15 protein-coding genes are annotated in these 18,851 nt (G+C 74.4%); 5 read left to right on the top strand and 10 right to left on the bottom strand.

Translation table 11 applies throughout. The features are described from left to right. Nucleotides 1-38 precede the first annotated feature (38 nt). On the top strand, nt 39-4,763 hold the full coding sequence (gene gltB / locus PH191_RS13045) for a glutamate synthase large subunit (RefSeq protein ID WP_274195024.1): 4,725 nt from the start codon (nt 39-41) through the stop codon (nt 4,761-4,763). Further along, a complete protein-coding gene (locus PH191_RS13040) occupies nt 4,756-6,264 on the top strand; it encodes a glutamate synthase subunit beta (protein WP_274195023.1) in 1,509 nt (502 codons plus the stop codon). The genes gltB and PH191_RS13040 overlap by 8 nt, the downstream gene beginning before the upstream one ends. A 77-nt stretch (nt 6,265-6,341) precedes the next feature. Here PH191_RS13040 and PH191_RS13035 read toward each other — a convergent pair whose 3' ends face one another. The 3 genes from PH191_RS13035 to PH191_RS13025 form a co-directional block, all read right to left on the bottom strand. Continuing rightward, on the bottom strand, nt 6,342-6,470 hold the full coding sequence (locus PH191_RS13035) for a hypothetical protein (protein ID WP_274195022.1): 129 nt from the start codon (nt 6,468-6,470) through the stop codon (nt 6,342-6,344). Continuing rightward, nucleotides 6,467-6,727: a nuclear transport factor 2 family protein gene (locus tag PH191_RS13030; RefSeq protein WP_274195021.1), complete on the bottom strand. Its 261-nt coding sequence runs from the start codon at nt 6,725-6,727 to the stop codon at nt 6,467-6,469. The genes PH191_RS13035 and PH191_RS13030 overlap by 4 nt, the downstream gene beginning before the upstream one ends. Nucleotides 6,728-6,842: 115 nt before the next feature. After that, nucleotides 6,843-7,652, bottom strand: coding sequence for a peptidylprolyl isomerase (locus PH191_RS13025; protein WP_274195020.1), 810 nt, complete (start codon nt 7,650-7,652; stop codon nt 6,843-6,845). A 92-nt stretch (nt 7,653-7,744) separates the two neighbouring features. On the opposite strand from PH191_RS13025, the gene PH191_RS13020 reads away from it, so the two are divergent. Both PH191_RS13020 and hisS read left to right on the top strand, forming a co-directional pair. Continuing rightward, the gene (locus PH191_RS13020; RefSeq protein ID WP_274195294.1) at nt 7,745-8,437 is read left to right on the top strand and encodes an MBL fold metallo-hydrolase; all 693 of its coding nucleotides are present in this window, start codon (nt 7,745-7,747) and stop codon (nt 8,435-8,437) included. Beyond that, on the top strand, nt 8,434-9,708 hold the full coding sequence (gene hisS, locus PH191_RS13015) for a histidine--tRNA ligase (RefSeq protein ID WP_274195019.1): 1,275 nt from the start codon (nt 8,434-8,436) through the stop codon (nt 9,706-9,708). The genes PH191_RS13020 and hisS overlap by 4 nt, the downstream gene beginning before the upstream one ends. A gap of 8 nt (nt 9,709-9,716) precedes the next feature. Here the strand turns inward: hisS and PH191_RS13010 are convergent, their stop codons facing one another. The 7 genes from PH191_RS13010 to PH191_RS12980 form a co-directional block, all read right to left on the bottom strand. Beyond that, nucleotides 9,717-10,133, bottom strand: coding sequence for a DoxX family protein (locus PH191_RS13010; protein ID WP_274195018.1), 417 nt, complete (start codon nt 10,131-10,133; stop codon nt 9,717-9,719). Nucleotides 10,134-10,215: 82 nt separating this feature from the next. Continuing rightward, the gene (locus PH191_RS13005) at nt 10,216-10,986 is read right to left on the bottom strand and encodes a maleylpyruvate isomerase family mycothiol-dependent enzyme (protein ID WP_274195017.1); all 771 of its coding nucleotides are present in this window, start codon (nt 10,984-10,986) and stop codon (nt 10,216-10,218) included. Continuing rightward, complete coding sequence (locus PH191_RS13000; protein ID WP_274195016.1) at nt 10,983-11,714, bottom strand: oxygen-binding di-iron domain-containing protein; 732 nt, start codon at nt 11,712-11,714, stop codon at nt 10,983-10,985. The genes PH191_RS13005 and PH191_RS13000 overlap by 4 nt, the downstream gene beginning before the upstream one ends. A 67-nt stretch (nt 11,715-11,781) precedes the next feature. Continuing rightward, a complete protein-coding gene (locus tag PH191_RS12995) occupies nt 11,782-14,685 on the bottom strand; it encodes an ATP-binding protein (protein ID WP_274195015.1) in 2,904 nt (967 codons plus the stop codon). Between the two features lie 55 nt (nt 14,686-14,740). After that, entirely contained in the window at nt 14,741-15,619 is an 879-nt protein-coding gene (locus PH191_RS12990; protein ID WP_274195014.1) for a 3-hydroxyacyl-CoA dehydrogenase NAD-binding domain-containing protein, read from the bottom strand. After that, on the bottom strand, nt 15,616-17,544 hold the full coding sequence (locus PH191_RS12985) for an acetoacetate--CoA ligase (protein ID WP_274195013.1): 1,929 nt from the start codon (nt 17,542-17,544) through the stop codon (nt 15,616-15,618). Before PH191_RS12985 ends, PH191_RS12990 begins: the two co-directional genes overlap by 4 nt. Next, nucleotides 17,544-18,320, bottom strand: coding sequence for a crotonase/enoyl-CoA hydratase family protein (locus PH191_RS12980; protein WP_274195012.1), 777 nt, complete (start codon nt 18,318-18,320; stop codon nt 17,544-17,546). The genes PH191_RS12985 and PH191_RS12980 overlap by 1 nt, the downstream gene beginning before the upstream one ends. An 88-nt stretch (nt 18,321-18,408) precedes the next feature. On the opposite strand from PH191_RS12980, the gene PH191_RS12975 reads away from it, so the two are divergent. Further along, entirely contained in the window at nt 18,409-18,840 is a 432-nt protein-coding gene (locus PH191_RS12975) for a MarR family winged helix-turn-helix transcriptional regulator (protein ID WP_274195011.1), read from the top strand. The last annotated feature ends 11 nt before the right edge of the window (nt 18,841-18,851 follow it).

Here is an 18,851-nt window from a genome sequence, read left to right as displayed (position 1 = left end):
GGGTCTCCACCACCCGCGCGACGACGAGGAGGCACGAGATGCCTGTGTCGAAGGCCGGCTCGGCCCCGGGCCCGCAGGGGCTCTACGACCCCGCGTACGAGCACGACGCCTGCGGGGTCGGCGCCGTCGCCCACACCCGCGGCGTGGCCAGCCACGCGATCGTGCGCGACGCGCTGGTCGTCCTGCACAACCTCGACCACCGCGGCGCCGCCGGCAGCGAGCCGACCAGCGGGGACGGTGCCGGGATCATGCTCCAGGTGCCCGACGCGCTGCTGCGGGCCACGGTCGACTTCGGGCTGCCCGAGCCCAGGACGTCGCCCGACGGCGGCGCGCCGGTCCTCGCGTACGCCACCGGCCTCGCGTTCCTGCCCGCCGACCCCGACGACCGCGCGAAGGCCGTCTCGCTGCTCGAGCGCATCGTCGCCGAGGAGGGCCTCGACGTCCTCGGCTGGCGCGAGGTCCCGGTGGACCCCGGCGGCGCCGACGTCGGGTCGGTCGCGCGCGGCGCGATGCCGCACTTCGCGCAGATCGTCGTCGCCACCCCCGACCGTCAGGTCGCCGGGATCGAGCTCGACCGTCTCGCCTGGATCGTGCGCAAGCGCGCGGAGCGCCAGTCCGCCGAGGAGGGGTGCGGGCTCTACATCGCGTCGCTCTCCAGCCGCACGATGACCTACAAGGGCATGCTCACCACCGACCAGCTGCCGCTGTTCTTCCCCGACCTGCGCGACGAGCGCCTGGTCAGCGCCATCGCCGTGGTGCACAGCCGGTTCTCGACCAACACCTTCCCGAGCTGGCCGCTGGCCCACCCGTACCGGGTGATGGCGCACAACGGCGAGATCAACACGATCCGCGGCAACCGCAACCGCATGCGGGCCCGCGAGGCGCTGCTCGCCACCGACCTGTTCCCCGGCGACCTCCAGCGCGCGATGCCGGTGTGCCCCGAGGACGTCTCGGACTCGGCGAGCTTCGACGAGGTGCTCGAGCTGCTCGAGCTCGGGGGCCGGCCGCTGCCGCACGCGGTGATGATGATGATGCCCGAGGCGTGGGAGAACCACGCCGAGATGCCGACCGACCAGCGCGACTTCTACCGGTTCCACGCGAGCCTCATGGAGCCGTGGGACGGCCCGGCGTGCGTGACGTTCACCGACGGCACGGTCATGGGCGCCACCCTCGACCGCAACGGCCTGCGCCCGGCCCGCTGGTGGCACCTCGACGACGACCGCGTGGTGCTGGCCAGCGAATCCGGGGTGCTCGACGTCGACCCGTCGCGGGTGCTGGCCAAGGGGCGTCTGCGGCCGGGACGGATGTTCCTCGTCGACACCCGCCTCGGGGCGACGGGGGAAGGCTGCGGGGCGAGCGCAGCGACGGGGGAAGGAGGCTCCGGGGCGAGCGCAGCGACGGGGGAAGGCTCCGGGGCGAGCGCAGCGACGGGGGAAGGCTCTCCGGGCATCGTCGACGACGACGCCTTCAAGAGCGAGCTCGCCGCCGCAGCGCCCTACGGCGAGTGGCTGCACGCCGGGCTGGTGCACCTCGACGACCTGCCGGCGCGCGAGCACATCGTCCACACCCACGCGTCGGTGGTCCGCCGGCAGCTGACCTTCGGCTACACCGAGGAGGACCTGCGGGTCCTCCTCGCGCCGATGGCCACCACCGGCGCGGAGCCGCTGGGGTCGATGGGCACCGACACCCCCACCGCGGCCCTGTCGGCGCGCTCCCGGCTGCTCTACGACTACTTCGTCCAGCTCTTCGCGCAGGTCACGAACCCGCCGCTCGACGCGATCCGCGAGGAGCTCGTCACCTCGATGACGCGGGCGATCGGGCCGGAGCAGAACCTGTTCCACCCCGGCCCCGCCTCGTGCCGGCAGGTCGTGCTGCCCGACCCGGTGATCGACAACGACGACCTCGCCAAGCTCATCCACATCGACGACGACGGCGACATGCACGGGTTCGCCGCGACGGTGATCTCCGGGCTCTACGAGGTCGACGGCGGCGAGCAGGCGCTGGCCGGCGCGCTCGACCGCGTGCGCCGCCAGGCGTCCGAGGCGATCGCCGCCGGCAAGAGCATCCTCGTGCTCTCCGACCGCGACTCCGACGCGCAGTGGGCGCCCATCCCGGCGCTGCTGCTGGTCTCGGCGGTGCACCACCACCTCGTCGCGACCCGGGAGCGCACCCAGGCCGCCCTCGTCGTCGAGTGCGGCGACGCCCGCGAGGTGCACCACATCGCGCTGCTGCTCGGCTACGGCGCCGCGGCGGTCAACCCGTACCTGGCGTTCGAGTCGATCGAAGACATGATCACCAGCGGATGGCTGCAGGACATCGAGTGCCCGGAGGCCATCGACCACTACGTGAAGGCGCTGGTCAAGGGCGTCCGCAAGGTGATGTCGAAGATGGGCATCTCCACGGTGTCGGGCTACACCGCCGCCCAGGTCTTCGAGGCCGTCGGGCTCTCGCAGGAGTTCGTCGACGAGTTCTTCACCGGCACGTCCTCCAAGCTCGGCGGGGGCGGGCTCGACGTCGTCGCCCGCGAGACCGCGGAGCGCCACCGGCAGGCGCACCCGGAGAACCCGGGGGAGCGGGCCCACCGCGCGCTCGACGTCGGCGGCGAGTACGCCTACCGCCGCGAGGGCGAGCTGCACCTGTTCAGCCCCGAGACGGTGTTCCTGCTGCAGCACTCGACGCGGACCAGGCAGTGGGACGTGTTCCAGCGCTACACGGCCGAGGTCAACCGGCTGATCTCCTCCGGCGGCGCGCTGCGCGGGATGTTCCGGCTGCGCACCGGGCCAGATTATCCGGGGAGTCGGACGCCGATCCCGATCGACGAGGTCGAGCCGGCCACGGAGATCGTCAAGCGCTTCGCCACCGGCGCCATGTCGTACGGATCGATCTCGGAGGAGGCGCACACCGACCTCGCGATCGCGATGAACAACATCGGCGGCAAGTCGAACACCGGCGAGGGCGGGGAGGACCCGGTCCGGCTCCACGACCCGTCGAAGCGCTCCGCGATCAAGCAGGTCGCGTCCGGCCGGTTCGGCGTGACCAGCGAGTACCTCGTCAACTGCACCGACATCCAGATCAAGATGGCCCAGGGCGCGAAGCCCGGCGAGGGCGGCCAGCTCGCGGGGCAGAAGGTGTACCCGTGGATCGCCGAGGTGCGGCACTCCACGCCCGGCGTCGGCCTGATCTCGCCGCCGCCGCACCACGACATCTACTCCATCGAGGACCTCAAACAGCTCATCCACGACCTCAAGAACGCCAACGAGCACGCGCGGATCCACGTCAAGCTCGTGGCGTCGGTCGGCGTCGGCACGGTGGCCGCGGGCGTGGCGAAGGCGCACTCGGACGTCGTGCTGATCTCCGGGTGGGAGGGCGGCACCGGCGCGGCGCCCCTGACCTCGCTCAAGCACGCCGGGGCGCCGTGGGAGGTCGGCCTGGCCGACACCCAGCAGACGCTCATGATCAACGGGCTGCGCGACCGCATCACCGTCCAGGTCGACGGCCAGATGAAGACCGGCCGTGACGTCATCGTCGGTGCCCTGCTCGGGGCCGAGGAGTACGGGTTCTCGACGGCGCCGCTGATCGTCAACGGCTGCATCATGATGCGCGTCTGCCACCTCGACACCTGCCCGGTGGGCGTGGCGACCCAGAACCCGGAGCTGCGCAAGCGCTACACCGGCAAGCCGGAGTTCGTGGAGAACTTCTTCTGGTTCATCGCCGAGGAGGTCCGCGAGTACCTCGCCGAGCTCGGGTTCGCCACGTTGGACGAGGCCATCGGGCACGCCGAGCTGATCGACGCCGCGGAGGCGGTGGACAACTGGAAGGCCCAGGGCATCGACCTGACGCCGCTGTTCACCGTCCCCGACGTGCCCGAGGGCGCGCCCACCGACCGCATCCGCACGCGCCCCCAGGACCACGGCCTGGACCGGGCCCTGGACCGCACGCTGATGCAGCTCGCCGAGGGCGCCCTGTCCGACGTGACACCGGTGCGCCTCGAGATGCCGGTGCGCAACGTCAACCGCACCGTCGGGACGCTCACCGGCGCGGAGATCACCCGCCGCTACGGCGACGCCGGCCTGCCCGACGACACGGTCCACGTCGAGTTCACCGGGTCCGCCGGGCAGTCGTTCGGGGCGTTCCTGCCGCCGGGGATGACGCTCGACCTCGTCGGCGACAGCAACGACTACCTGGCCAAGGGTCTGTCCGGTGGCCGGGTGATCGTGCGTCCGCACCCGGACGCCCCGTTTCTGGGCGACGATGAACGGCACGTCATCGCCGGCAACGTCATCGCCTACGGCGCCACTGGGGGCGAGGTGTTCCTGCGCGGCCAGGTCGGCGAACGGTTCTGCGTCCGCAACTCCGGGGCGCTGGCCGTCGTCGAGGGCACCGGGGACCACGCCTGCGAGTACATGACCGGCGGCCGCGTCGTCGTGCTCGGGACGACGGGCCGCAACCTCGGCGCCGGGATGAGCGGCGGCATCGCCTTCGTGCTCGACCTGCCCGAGGTGCGGGTGAATCCCGAGATGGTGTCGTTGCTCGAGGTGGACGACGAGGACGCGGACTGGCTGCGCGGAGTCGTCGAGCGCCACCGCGACCTCACCGGCTCGCCGCGGGCGGCGGCGCTGCTCGACGACTGGGCGGCGGCCGTGCCGCGGTTCACCAAGGTGATGCCCGACGACTTCCAGCGCGTCCTCGACGCGACCCAGCGGGCCCAGACCGAGGGGCGCGACCCCCACGAGGTGATCATGGAGGTGGCGGCCGGTGGCTGACCCACGCGGGTTCCTCAAGTACTCCCGTGAGGACAACCCCAAGCGTCCGATCGAGGAACGCCGCACCGACTGGCACGAGCTCTACGCGCCGCTGACCGACCCCGCGACCCGCGAGGGCACGCAGACCCAGGCGGCGCGGTGCATGGACTGCGGCATCCCGTTCTGCCACTCCGGCAGCGCCGGCTGCCCGCTGGGCAACCTCATCCCGGAGTGGAACGACTTCGTCCGCCGGGGCGAGTGGGACCGCGCGAGCGAGCGCCTGCACGCCACGAACAACTTCCCGGAGTTCACCGGGGCCCTGTGCCCCGCGCCGTGCGAGGCCGCCTGCGTCCTGTCGATCACCAGCCAGCCGGGCCCGGTGGCGATCAAGCGCGTCGAGTGGTCGATCGCGGAGAACGCCTGGACCGACGGGCACGTCGTCCCGCAGATGCCGAGCAACCGCACCGGGCGTCGCGTCGCCGTCGTCGGGTCGGGGCCCGCGGGGCTCGCCGCGGCCCAGCAGCTCACGCGCGCCGGGCACGACGTCACCGTCTTCGAGCGCGACGACCGCCTCGGCGGGCTCATGCGCTACGGCATCCCGGAGTTCAAGTTCGAGAAGTGGGAGCTCGACCGTCGGCTCGACCAGATGCGCGCCGAGGGCACCCGGTTCGTGACGAACTGCGAGGTCGGCACCGCAGCGCTGCCCGTGGAGCGGTTGCGGGCCGAGCACGACGCGGTGGTGCTCGCCGTCGGCGCGCTCGAGGGCCGCGACGACCGCACCATCGAGGGCCGCGACCTCGACGGCGTGCACCTGGCGATGGAGTACCTCGTGCCCGCGAACCGCGAGTGCGAGGGCGACGGCCCGTCGCCGATCAACGCCCGCGGGGCGAACGTCGTCATCATCGGCGGCGGCGACACGGGGGCGGACTGCTACGGCACCGCGACCCGCCAGGGCGCGCTGGCCGTCCACCAGCTCGACCAGTACCCCCCGCCGCCGAAGACCCGGCAGGACTCGTCGTCGCCGTGGCCGACCTGGCCGTACGTCTTCCGGACGCCGCCGGCGCTGGAGGAGGGCGGCGAGCGCCTGTTCGCCACCGCCGTGCGCCGGTTCGTGGGGGACGAGCGCGGCCACGTCCGGGCGGTCGAGCTCTCGTCGGTCGAGGTGCGCCGGGACGCCGAGGGTCGGCGGGAGGTCGTGCCGACCTCGGAGGAGGTGCACGAGATGCCGTGCGACCTCGTGCTGTTCTCCATCGGCTTCACGGGCCCCGACGACCGGGCGCTCCTGCCCGCCCTCGGGATCGAGCGCAACCCCAAGGGCGCGGTCGGCTGTGGCTCGGACTGGCAGACCGACGCGCCCGGTGTCTTCGTCTGCGGCGACGCCCACCGCGGTGCGTCGCTGATCGTGTGGGCGATCGCCGAGGGCCGCTCGGCCGCCGCGGCCGTCGATCGCTACCTCGACCCCGACGGCACCACCGACCTCCCGGCGCCTCTGCACCCGGGTGCGCTGCCCCTGAGCGCCTGAGGAGTCGCAGCGAACGCCCTGTCGGCGTGCTCAATGGGATGTTCGCTGCTTCTGTGCGCGCGAAGTCCCCGTTCGCGTCAGGACGTCGGCGACACCGGGGTGATGTGCGTGAGCGCGCAGCGCCAGCGTCCGTCGGCGCGGACGAAGACGTCCGACGTCCACTCGTCGGCGTCGATGTCCGCGCCGCCGAACTGGGCGGTGCTCACGACGCGGACGACGAGGGTCGCGACGTCCCCGTGGACGCGTACCCGGGCTCGCTCGCCGGCTCCATCCGCGTGTGGCCGAGCGCGCCGGAGCGGACGTACGCGAGGAAGTCGTCCCGTCCCGTGACCCCGGTCCACGAGACGATCACCCAGTCGTCGGTCATGAACTCGGCGATCTTGTCGGCGTCGTCCGAGACGATCGCCGTGTTCCAGTCCCGGGCGAGCGCGACGATCTCGCGCGCGACAGCGTCCTCATCCATGGGGGAACGCTAGGGCGACGCCCGCCTCGGCGGCTTGGACGAATCGGATGTCGCGGTCGTCTGCGTGGCGGTACGGACACTCAACGTCTGCGGCGCCACGCCGCTGACATCGACGTCAGGGCGCCGGCGGCGCCGCGACGACGGCGCGCTGGATCTGCACCGGGATGCGCGGCGCGCCGCCCCCGGCCTGGTTCGAGCCGTCGTCCCCGCCCGCGCCGACGCGGTCGAGCACCGCGAGCCCGGGAGTCGCGATCCGCCCGACCACCGAGTACTCCGGCGGCAGGGCCGAGTCGCCGTAGACGAGGAAGAACTGGCTGCCCGTCGAGCCCGGCTGCGAGCTCTTCGCCATGGCCACGAGCCCGCGGGCGTAGGTCGACGCCTGGCCCTCGGCGCCCGGGAACGGCGGCAGGCCGGCCGGGGGCTCCTCGGCGTACTGGTAGCCCGGGCCGCCCGAGCCGGAGCCGGTCGGGTCGCCGCACTGGAGCACCTGGAGACCCTGGCCGGTGACGAGGCGCGGGCACGGCGTGTCGTCGTAGAAGCCCTGCGAGGCGAGGCTGACCACCGCGTTGACCGCGCAGGGTGCCGAGGCGCGGTCGAGCGTCATCGGGATCGCGCCCTGCGTGGTCTGCAGGGTGACGTCGACGGTGCCGGTGGTCGGGGGGTTGGCGTCGGGCGGGGTGTTCGGCTTGGCCGCCGCCTCCGACGGGTTGTACGTGCAGGTCGACGGCGCGGCGACCGGCGCCGGGTCGTCCTCGGCGGTCACGACGAAGTAGATCCCCGCCGCCACGGCGACCACCGCCACGACCGCGACCACCGAGATGATGGTCAGGCGTTGCCGACGTCGCCTCGCCCGCTCCGCGCGTCGCTCGAGCTGACGCTCCAGCTTCTTCTTGGCGGCCTTCCGGCGCTGTTCGTTCGTCGGCACGGCGGACATCGTAGGAACCGCGCCGACGGGCCCGGAGTGTGGGCTCGACTAGGGTGGGGAATCGAACCGATCTGTCCGAGGAGGACGAGGACGTGCTGGTCGAGGCCTTCGCGGCCGGGGTGTTCGAGACCAACTGCTACGTGGTCGCGCCCGCCCCCGGGGAACCGTGCATCGTGGTCGACCCCGGGCAGGACGCCGAGGACGGGCTGCGCGAGGTGATCGCCCGGCACAAGCTGACCCCGGTGGCCGTCCTGCTCACCCACGGCCACATGGACCACATGTGGTCGGTCACGCCGGTGTGCGACGGCGACGACATCCCGGCGTGGATCCACCCCGAGGACCGCTTCATGCTCGCCGACCCGTTCAAGGCCGTCGGCCCCATGGGCGCGCAGCTGGCGCAGATGTACCCGGGCCTGGAGTTCCGCGAGCCGCGCTCGGTCGAGGTCCTCGACGACGGCGCCGACCTCGAGCTGGCCGGCCTGCGCCTGACCGTCGACCACACCCCGGGCCACACCCGCGGGTCGGTGGTCTTCCGGTCGGCCACCGAGGACGACCGCCCGTTCCTCATCGCGGGGGACACCCTGTTCCAGGGCAGCATCGGTCGCACCGACCTGCCCGGGGGGTCGACCGAGGAGATGATGGCCTCGCTGCGCGACAAGATCCTCACGCTGCCCGACGACACCGCCGTGCTGCCCGGTCACGGGCCGATGACGACGGTCGGCCAGGAGCGCGACAGCAACCCCTTCGTGCGGGGCCTCACGAACGCGCCCGGACGCCACCTGTGACCGCGGCCGTCCCGCCCGGGGGCTTCAGCGCGCCCAAGGGCGTCCCCGAGTACGTCGGTCCGGAGTTCACGAGCGTCCGTGACACCCTCGTCCGCGAGGCCGACCGCGCCGGCTACGCCCACATCGAGCTGCCGGTCTTCGAGGACACCGCGCTCTACGCGCGCGGCGTCGGCGAGTCCACCGACGTCGTCAGCAAGGAGATGTACTCCTTCGACGACCGCGGCGGCCGCTCGGTCACCCTGCGGCCCGAGGGCACGGCGGGCGTCGTCCGGTCGGTGATCGAGCACGGCCTCGACCGCGGCGGGCTGCCGGTGAAGCTGCGCTACACCGGGCCGTTCTTCCGCTACGAGCGCCCGCAGGCCGGGCGGTTCCGCCAGCTCCAGCAGGTCGGCGTCGAGGCCATCGGTGTCGACGACCCGGCCCTGGACGCCGAGGTCCTCGCCGTCGCCGACGCCGGGTTCCGCGCGCTGGGCCTGCGCCGCTACCGACTGGAGATCACGAGCCTCGGCGACGCCACCACGCGGCCGCAGTACCGCCAGGAGCTCACGCGGTTCCTCGAGAAGCTCGACCTCGACGAGGCCACCCGCGAGCGCGCCCGGATCAACCCGCTGCGCGTGCTCGACGACAAGCGCCCCGAGGTCCGCGAGCAGCTCACCGACGCCCCGCTGATGATCGACCACCTCTCCGACGAGGCGGCCGCGCACCACGCGGCGGTCAAGCGTCACCTCGACGACCTCGGCGTCGCCTACGTCGAGAACCCGTGGATGGTGCGCGGGCTCGACTACTACACGAAGACGACCTTCGAGTTCGTCCACGACGGCCTGGGCTCGCAGTCGGGCATCGGAGGCGGCGGGCGCTACGACGGCCTGATGGCCGAGCTCGGCGGGCAGGACCTGTCCGGGGTCGGGTTCGGCCTGGGTGTCGACCGCGCGCTCCTCGCCTGCCGGGTGGAGGAGGCGGGGCTCGACACGGCCTCGCGGGTCGAGGTCTTCGGCGTCCCGCTCGGCGACGCGGCCAAGGACCGCCTCGTCGGGATCATCGGGGCGCTGCGCCACGCGGGCATCCGCGCCGACCTCGCCTACGGCGGCCGCGGGCTGAAGGGCGCCATGAAGGCGGCCGACCGCTCGGGCGCCCGCTTCGCCCTCGTGCTCGGCGAGCGCGACCTCGAGGCCGGGGAGATCCAGCTCAAGGACCTCACCGACGGCTCCCAGCAGGCCATCGCCCTCGACGGCGCCGCGGCCGCGGTGGACCGGGCCCTCGAGGACTCCTGACCGCCCGCTCAGACCGCGGGAACGGGCTCGGCCACGCGCTCGCGGCGCTCGGTGGCCGCCGCGAGCCGTCGGGATGCGGGCCGGGTCGCCCACGAGATCCCGGCAACGACGAGCAGCGTCGTCGTCACCACGAGGTGGAACGCCGGGCTGCCCGACGCGAGGTGGGAGACCGCGGCGCCGCTGAGGTCGAAGACGACCCCGGCGTAGGCCCACTCCTTGAGCCGCGCGTAGCCGGGGACGGTGAGGGCGACCGCGCCGAGCACCTTCCACACGCCGAGGAGGGTGACGACGTAGGCGGGGTAGCCGAGCGCGGTCACGCCCGTGACGGCCCACTCGGCGCCGAGCAGGTCGGCCAGGCCGCCCGAGAGCAGCACGAACACGGTGACGGCGGTGGTGGTCCGGTAGGTGAGGGTGCGGGCGTCCATCGTGGGCTCCTCGGGTCGTCGGGGACGTCGTCGGGGACGTCGACGAGGAGACGCACGGGCGGTCGCGGATGTGACCGATCGGTCAGAAGGGCACCTCGGTCGCCAGCAGGCCCTGCCCCTGCGCCCTCCCCGAGAGGGTGCGACAGAACTCGACGGCGTCGAGGGTGATCTGCTCGCCCCGGCCGGACCGGTCGCCCTGGACGAAGGTCCCGCCCGCCGGGCCCGTGAGGTGGAGCGCGAACGGGCGACCGTGGCGACGCCCCCACTCGGCCACCACGTGGGCGACGAGCCGGCCGTCGTGCTCCGGGGTCAGGGCGAGCTCCCGCCCGGTGGCGTGCGCGACGTCGACGCGGTGCATCCAGGTGTCGCGGGTGAGGACCACGTCGAGGATGTAGGCCATGCGCCACGTCTCGGTCGCGCCGTTGACCTCCTCCTTCGACGGCATCGGGCGCACGAGGCGGGCCCGCCCGCGCCACCGCGCCTGCGCAGGCCCGGCGACCTCCATGCGACGCAGGAGTTCCGGGACGTCGAGGGCGCTGTTCTTCTCGACCTGGAGCGCGGTGAGGGCGTCGACGACGGGCCCGTCCCCGGCCCGCCGGGTGGCGGCGATCATCGCGGTGGCCATCCGGCGCAGGCTCGTGAAGCCCTCGGTCATGCCCAGCACGTGCCCGGCCAGGGCCCGGACGTCCCACGCGGGGCAGTCGGTCGGCCGGCGCCACTCGTCGGCGTCGAGCGCGGCGAGCAGGGTGTGCATGCGCGCGGTCTCGGTCTCGGCGAGCCGGACGGACTCGGGCGGCGCGATCTCCGGGACGTCCTCGACGTGGACGCGCCCCGGCGACGACGGCGCGCTCACGACGCGACCGCTCGGGTCACCCGCGCCTCGTAGGCGTCGGCGAGCTCGCGCAGGGCTCCGGCGGAGTCCCCGACGAACGCCGGGCCGTGCATGAGGGCGAGCGTGCGCGGCTCGAGGTCCGCGAGGCCGCGCAGCGTCGGGGCGGTCGAGGGGGTGAGCGCGGTGGCGCCGAAGACGCCGTCGGCCTCGAGGGCGGGGCCGACGAGGTCGGTGTCGTGGACGAGCGCCGGGCCGTCGCCGAGCTGGGTGAACAGATCGCCGCACAGCAGCGTGCGGGTCGTCTCGTCGTAGAGCACCTGGGCCTCCCATCCGTGGGGGACGTGGGGCGTGGCGACCGTGCGGATCACGTGACCACCGAGGTCGTGGCGGTCGCCGTCGTCGACGGGCTCGGGCGGACGGTCGGCCATGTCCTCGAGCGACACCATGCACCCGAGACGGTGGAACCGCACCTGTGCGTCGGGTGCCGCGGCGAGCCACTCGTTCATCGCGCCGCACTCGTCGGCCTCGACGTGGCCGAAGCTGATCCAGCGCAACCGGGCGGGGTCGAGAACGCGGCCGACCGCGTCGGAGACCAGCGGGAACATGCCCCGCAGGCCGGTGTGGAACAGCAGGGGTTCGTCGGCGTCGATGAGGTACTGGTTCATGGTGAAGCCGCCGGTGGCGACGTCGGGCAGGCAGGTCGACAGGCGGTAGACGCCGTCGGCGATCTCGTGCACGGAGGTGTTCACGGCGTCGAGCGTGGGGCCCGCACCGCGGTCCGACATCGGGACCGGACCCCGCAGTTAGCGCCGGGCATCACCCATCTTGGAGGCCGTGCGACCGGGCCAGCGCCCCGAGCGCGCCGCGGTCGTGGAGGCCGGTGCGCGCGAAGAGGCTCCCGAGGTGGCGTTCCACCGTCCGCGGCGAGAGGAACAGCCGGGTGCCGATCTCCCGGTTGGACAGGCCGAGCGCGACGAGCTCCAGCACGTCGACCTCCCGGCTCGTCACGCCCAGCGCGCGCAGCGCGGCGGGGACCACCGACGTGCCCCTCCCGCGCCGCGGGACGGGTGCGCCGGCCTCGCCGATCAGGAGTCGGCAGCGGCGCGCGGTCCGCTCGTGGCCCCGCGTGGCGAAGAACGCCTCGGTCTCGCGGAGCCAGGCGACGGGATCGCCCCAGGCGTCCCGGATCGCGGCGCGGGCGGCCAGCAACTGGACGCAGTGGCGCAGGCCCAGGACGCCGGCGGTGAGGTCCGTCGCGCGCGCCCGCTCCATCAGCGACGCAGCGTCGGCGTCGGCCCCCGCCCGTCCGAGCGCGACCGCCTCGATCATGTCGGCGGTGCACCGGAAGACCGCCATCTCGATGTGCTCGGTCGCGTCGGCGTTCTCCGCCCGCGCCGCCACGCCGAGGTCGTCGTCCTCGGCGGTGTGGACCATCGCCCAGAGCACGCGCCCGGGGAACACCGACCGGCCCGGGTCGGCGGCGCGGACGTGGCCGATCATCGTGTCCAGCTGGCCACGCAGGGCGCCGAGGTCGTCGGCGACGAACGAGCGCGTCGCGAGCACCCGTCCGTAGAGGTCTCCGAGGACCCGCGGATCGGTGGGATCCGGGGCGAGCGCGCGATCGAGGGCGACCTGCATGGCCGCGTCGTCGCCGGCGAGGGCGTGGGCGCCCGCGAGCCACAGGTGGGCGACGGGCGCGGTGGCCAGGCCGTACCGGGTGCTGGCGTCCACGCAGGCCTGCGCGGCGCGCAGGCTCTCCACCCGGTCGAGGTCGCCGAGTGCGAGGTCGGCGAGGCCGAGCTCCATGACCGCCACCGTCGTCAGCGCCCCGTACCGCGCGGCGAGGTCGCGGGTCGCGCGCAGGGCCTCCGGTTCCCACGTCCTCAGGGCCAGCTCGTGCCGGGCCCGCAGGTGCCAGGTGGCCAGCCCCGCCCGCTCCGCGACCCGCGCGGCGCGCTCGAGCCATCCCGTCGAGGCACCGGGACCGAGGTCGCGGGCGATCCGCCCGAGGACCTCGAGCCCCTCGCACTCGACGGCGGGCTGCCCGGTGGCGACGGCGGCGTCGACGGCGCCCCGCGCCAGCGTCTCGGCGTCGCCGGCGCGGCCCTGCTCGAGGGCCACGTGGGCGTCGACCGCCGCGATGCGGGCGGCCAGCGCGTCGTCGACGTGCCCGTCCGCGGCGGCCCGTGCGGCCGCGAGGTCGCCCACCGCGCCGGGCACGTCCCCGGCGCCGACCGCGGCGCGGGCCAGGGTGAGCAGGAGCGCCACACGCCGCTCCGGCGCGACCCCGGCGTCGCCCATCCGGCTCGCCAGGCCCCGCCCGATCTCGAGCGTCTCCCGGGGCTTGCCGGCGGCGACGAGTACGTCCACGGCGACCTCGTCGACCTCGCGCCGGACGGTCTCGTCGTCGCCGGCGAGGCGGCGGGCGCGCCGCACGGTGATCTCGGCGCTGGCCACCGCCCCGTCGGCCAGGGCGCGTCGGGTGCTCTCGACGAGGGAGGACGCGGCGGCCACGGGGTCCCCGGCGGCCTCGGCCAGCTCGGCCACGAGCTCGCAGGAGCTGCCGGGGAGGCCGGGGTTGGCGCGCTCGACCACCGGCCGCGCGCGCCGGGCCAGCTCCCGGCGGTCGGGCGGCAGGAGGTCGTCGAGGACCGCCTCGCGGGTGAGGGCGTGCCGGAACGCGAACCCGTGGCCGTCGACCTCGACGAGCTGCCGGTCGACCAGCGTCCGCAACGCCTCGGCCGCGGCGCGCCCGTCGACGTCGGCGATCCCGGGCACCAGCTCCCAGTCGAACCGCCGTCCCAGCACCGCGGCGGCGCCGACCACCCGGCGGGGGACGGGGTCCAGCGCCGCGAGCCGCCGGGCCACCGACTCGCGCAGGCTCGCGGGCACGCGGGCGGTGAGCTCGCCCGGGCTGCTCCACCGGCCCTGCTCGAGGCGCAGCTCGCCGGCGCTCACCAGACCCGCCAGGAGCTCCTCGACGACGAGCGGGATTCCCTCGCTGCGTGCCCGGAGGAAGGCCCCCACCTCCGGCGGCGGCGCCGAGGTGCCGAGGCACGACGTCACCATCCGGTCGACCCCGCCGTCCTCCAGGGGCGCGACCGGGAGCACCGAGGACGGGTCGCGGCGCACGAGACGCTCGAGCACCTCGGTGAGCGCGCCCTCGGTCCTTGTCGTGCCCAGGACCAGCGTCGGCTCGTCGGCCAGCGCGTCGGCGAGGTGGTCGAGGACGGCCACCGTCTCGGCGTCGGCCCAGTGCAGGTCCTCGAGGACGAGCAGGCACGGGCCCATCGGGCGCAGGAGCCGCACGAGGGCCTCGCCCATCATCAGGGGCGAGTCGTCGACGCCCGCCTCCGCGGCGGACCACGCCGGTACGAGACGGGCGAGGTGGGCCCCGAACCCGGCGAGCTCGGGGGAGGTCGGCCGCGGCGCGGAGCGGTACGCGGCGAGGAACGCCTCGGTGAGCGGGCGATAGGGCACGGATCCCCGGTCCGGGACCGAGCGCCCGGCGAGCACGCGGACACCGAGATCGTGGGCGAGCGCCACCGCCTCGCGCAGCAGCCGCGTCTTCCCCGTCCCGGGCTCGCCGCGCAGGACCAGGACGCCGCCGTGACCGTCCGACGCCGACGCCAGCCGGCCGCGCAGCGCCGTGAGCTCGCGGGTGCGGTCGACGAGGTCCGGACACAGCATCGACGGCGACGTCCCGTGCTCGCCGTCCATCGCCGCTCCGTCCGCGCCCCTTCCGGCCCGCTCAGGATAGGGCGGGCGACCCCGCCTACCGGCCGGTCTCCCGACGGGCGGCGAGCACGGCGGCGATGATCGCGTCCCGGCGGGCGAGGAGGTCGGCGGAGTCGCTCCCGGCGAGGGCCTCGTCGACGCCGGCGACGATGCGGGCGACGAGCTCCGGGGTGTGCGAGGTCGTCCCGAGGTCGGCCCAGAGCGCCTCGGTGCCGGGCCCGAGGTGCTCGAGGACGTGCGCGATGCCGCCGGGGCCGCCGGAGAGGTGCTGGTTGGTGAACGGGCCGAGCGCCGCCCACCGCAGGCCCGGTCCCTCGGTGATCGCGGTGTCGACGTCGGCGACCGTCGCCACCCCGCGCGCCACCAGCGAGTACGCCTCGCGCCACAGCGCGGCCTGCAGGCGGTTCGCGAGGTGGCCCGGGAGCTCGGCGCGCAGGCGCAGCGGCGAGCGGCCGACCGAGGCGTAGAACGCCATCGCGGCATCGACCGCCGCCGGTGACGTCGCCTCCCCGGGCACGACCTCGACCAGCGGCACGAGGTGCGGCGGGTTGAACGGGTGCCCGACCAGCACGCGCTCGGGGTGCCCCGGGGCGCCGCGGGCGAGGTCGGTGGGGCGCAGCATCGACGAGCTGCTGGCGACGACGACGTCGGGCCGGACTGCGGCGTCGACGACCGCGAGCAGCTCGTGCTTGACCTCGAGACGCTCCGGGCCGTTCTCCTGCACGAAGTCCGCGTCGGCGACGGCCGCGGCGAGGTCGTCGGTGAACCGCAGCCGCTCCGACGGCCCGAGCGAGGCGCGCAGGCGGTCCTCCGCGCCGGGCGCGGGGTCGGTGGCCGTGACCTCGTGGCCGTGGGCGAGGAAGAGCCGCGCCCAGCTCTCGCCGATGACGCCGGTCCCGACGACCGCGATCCTCACGGCCGGGCCAGCGCCGCGAACGGCTCCAGCGCCGCCGGGTCGACGAGCGCGTCCCGCGACGCGACCGTGTCCGGATCGGCGCCGAGCAGGATCCGCTTGGCCGGGACCTCGAGCTTCTTGCCCGTCCGCGTGCGGGGCACCGCCGGCACGCCGTGGATCCGATCGGGCACGTGGCGCGGGGAGAGCGACGAGCGCAGCTCGCCGCGGATCCGGGCGACGAGCGCGTCGTCGACCTCGTGGCCCGGGGCCGGCACGACGAAGAGCAGCAGCTCGCCGGGCCCGCCGGCCGGGTCCTCGAGGTGGATCACGAGGCTGTCGGCCACCTCGGGCAGCTCCTCCACGACGGCGTAGAACTCGGCGGTGCCCAGGCGCACCCCGCCGCGGTTCAGGGTGGCGTCCGAGCGGCCGGAGACCACGACCGACCCGGACGGCGAGAACCGCACCCAGTCGCCGTGGCGCCACACGCCGGGGTAGGTGTCGAAGTAGGCGGCGTGCAGCCGCGAGCCGTCGTCGTCGCCCCAGAAGAACAACGGCATCGACGGCATCGGCGCGCGGATCACCAGCTCACCGCGCTCGCCCACCACCTCGTGGCCCGCCTCGTCGAACGCGGCCGTGTCGACCCCGAGCTCGCGGCCGGAGATCTCGCCCTCGACGACCTCCTGCCACGGTCCGCCCTGGACGATCCCGGAGCACACGTCGGTGCCGCCGCTGCCCACGAGCAGCAGGACGTCGGGGCCGAACTCCTCGGCGACCCAGCGGTAGCCCTCGGGCGGCAGGGGGCTGCCCGCCACGCAGACCTGGCGCAGCGGGGACAGGTCGTGGTCGCGCGCGGGGTGCACGCCCTCGGCCCGGCAGGCCATGAGGAAGCCGGGGGAGGAGCCGAAGTGGGTCGCCCGGGCCTCGGCGGCGAGGCGCCACTGCCACACCAGGTCGGGGTGCAGCGGGTTGCCGTCGACGAGGATCAGCGCCGCGCCGTGGAGCAGCCCGGAGACCAGCGCGTTCCACATCATCCAGGCGGTCGTGGTGAACCAGAGCATCCGGTCGCCGGGCTGCACGTCCCAGGCGAGGCCGTGGTTCTTGAGGTGCTCGACGGTGATCCCGCCGTGGCCGTGCACGATCGCCTTGGGTGGCCCGGTCGTGCCCGACGAGAACAGCACCACGAGCGGGTGGTCGAACGGCACCGGGTCGTAGGCCGGCGCCGCCGGGGTCCCGACCAGGTCCGACCACGCCACCGCGTCCGGGACCTCGCCGGGGCCGTAGGGCACCGCGACGACATGGCGCACGCTCGGGAGGGCCGCGCGCAGCGCCGCGACCTCGCTGCTGCGGTCGACGGGCTTGTCGCCGTAGACGTAGCCGGCGACGGCGATCAGGACCGTCGGCTCGACCTGGGCGAAGCGGTCGATCACGCTGCGCGCCCCGAACTCCGGCGCGCACGAGGCCCACACCGCGCCGAGACTTGCGGCGGCGAGGTGCGCGACCACCGTCTCGGGGATGTTCGGGGCGTAGGCGACCACGCGGTCCCCGCGTCCCACGCCGAGGCGCACCAGGCCGGCCCGGGCGCGGGCGACGGCGTCGCGGAGCTCGCCGCGGGTCCAGCGCTGGGGCTCGCGGGTCTGGGAGTACGCGAGCAGGGCGACGTCGTCGTCGGGCTCGGGCCCCTCCACGGCGCGCTCCGCGTAGTTCAGCGTCGCCCCCGGGAACCACACCGCCCCCGGCATCCGGCGGCTCTCGAGCACCGTGCGGGGCGGCTCGTGGAACGGGACCGCGTAGAACTCGGCGATCGCCGACCAGAAGCCGTCGAGGTCGGTGACCGACCAGCGCTGCAGGGCGTCGTAGTCGTCGAACACCAGGCCGCGCTCGGCCGCGAGCCAGTCGACGAAGCGGGCGATGACGGTGCCCGCCGGTGGGGGAGCCGGTGTCGTCATCAGCGGACCTTCCCCGCGCGTCCGTCCAGGAAGGCGCTCATGCGGTCCTGGGCCTCGGCGCTGCTCGAGGAGATGGCGGCCATCAGCGACTCCATGAGGTAGCCCTCCTCGTCGCGCGCCGCGGCGATGCGCGGCAGGGCCTGGAGCACCGCGAAGGTGCTCACCGGTGGGTTGTCGGCCATGCGGTGGGCCAGCTCGAGGGCCTTCGCGAAGCCCTCGCCCGGCTCGGTGAGGTAGGTGGAGATGCCCAGCGCCAGGCCCTCGTGGGCGTCGAGGACGCGGCCGGTGAGCATCAGGTCGGTCATGCGGTGCACGCCGATGAGCCGCGGGATCCGGACGGAGCCGCCGCCCCCGACGAAGAGGCCGTGGCGCGCCTCGGGCAGGGCGTAGAACGCGGAGCTCTCCGCGACGCGGACGTGCGTGGCCGCGGCGAGCTCGAGGCCGCCGCCCACCACGGCGCCCTTGAGGACGGAGACGACCGGGAGGCGCCCACGCTCCATCCGGTCGAAGACGCGGTGCCAGAAGCGCGAGTGCTCGACACCGGCCACGCCGTCGGTGGCCCCGAGCTCCGCGAGGTCGAGCCCGGCGGAGAAGTGGTCGCCCTCGGCGTCGAGCACCACGGAGCGCACGTCCGGCGGCGGCGCGGTGAAGAACGCCTCGAGCCCCCGGACGGTGGCGTCGTCGAGCGCGTTGCGCTTGCCTGGCCGCGCGAGGCGCAGGACGGCGACCGGTCCGTCGTGCTCCAGCGTCAGCGACGGGGGCAGTTGCGGCGCCATCGATCCCCTTCCGGGCGATACCTGAAATGTCAAGGAGGTTGATATTATCCGGGCGGTCGCCTCGACGGAAGGCGCCGGGAAGGGTGCGGTGACGAGGACCGAGGGACCGCCCTCCCTGCTCTACGCCGTCAAGCAGGTGGAGCTCGCGGTACGCGCCCGCCTCGACGAGCAGCTGCGGGGATCGGGCATCACGGTGCCCCAGTGGACGGCGCTGACGGTGCTCGCGCGCCGCGAGGGGCAGACCAGCGCCGAGCTCGCCCGCAACGCCTTCGTCAGCGCCCAGGCGATGGGCGACCTGGTCGCCGCCCTCGAGCGCGGGCGCTGGATCACGCGCACCCCGGACCCCGCGCACGGGCGGCGCGTGCTCATCGGCCTGTCCGACGAGGGGTGGGCGCTGCTCGAGCGGCTCGCCCCTGTGACCGCCGAGGTCGAGGCGGCCATGGTCGACGGGTTCGACGACGCCGAGCGCGCCGACCTGCGCGCCCTGCTCAACCGCTGCCGCACGAACCTCACCGACTGACCTCTCGTGCG

The sequence above is a fragment of the Actinomycetospora callitridis genome (genome assembly GCF_028737265.1).
Lineage (GTDB): Bacteria > Actinomycetota > Actinomycetes > Mycobacteriales > Pseudonocardiaceae > Actinomycetospora > Actinomycetospora callitridis.
Note: the sequence above shows the minus strand (reverse complement) of the source record. Positions and strands in the feature narration are given on the sequence as shown.

Excerpts from the sequence above, each read along its gene's own strand:
- gltB (WP_274195024.1), top strand. The coding sequence starts at position 39 with ATGCCTGTGTCGAAGGCCGGCTCGGCCCCGGGCCCGCAGGGGCTCTAC.
- PH191_RS13030 (WP_274195021.1), bottom strand. The coding sequence starts at position 6,727 with ATGGATGAGGACGCTGTCGCGCGCGAGATCGTCGCGCTCGCCCGGGAC.
- PH191_RS13010 (WP_274195018.1), bottom strand. The coding sequence starts at position 10,133 with ATGGACGCCCGCACCCTCACCTACCGGACCACCACCGCCGTCACCGTG.
- PH191_RS12995 (WP_274195015.1), bottom strand. The coding sequence starts at position 14,685 with ATGGACGGCGAGCACGGGACGTCGCCGTCGATGCTGTGTCCGGACCTC.
- PH191_RS12985 (WP_274195013.1), bottom strand. The coding sequence starts at position 17,544 with ATGACGACACCGGCTCCCCCACCGGCGGGCACCGTCATCGCCCGCTTC.
- PH191_RS12980 (WP_274195012.1), bottom strand. The coding sequence starts at position 18,320 with ATGGCGCCGCAACTGCCCCCGTCGCTGACGCTGGAGCACGACGGACCG.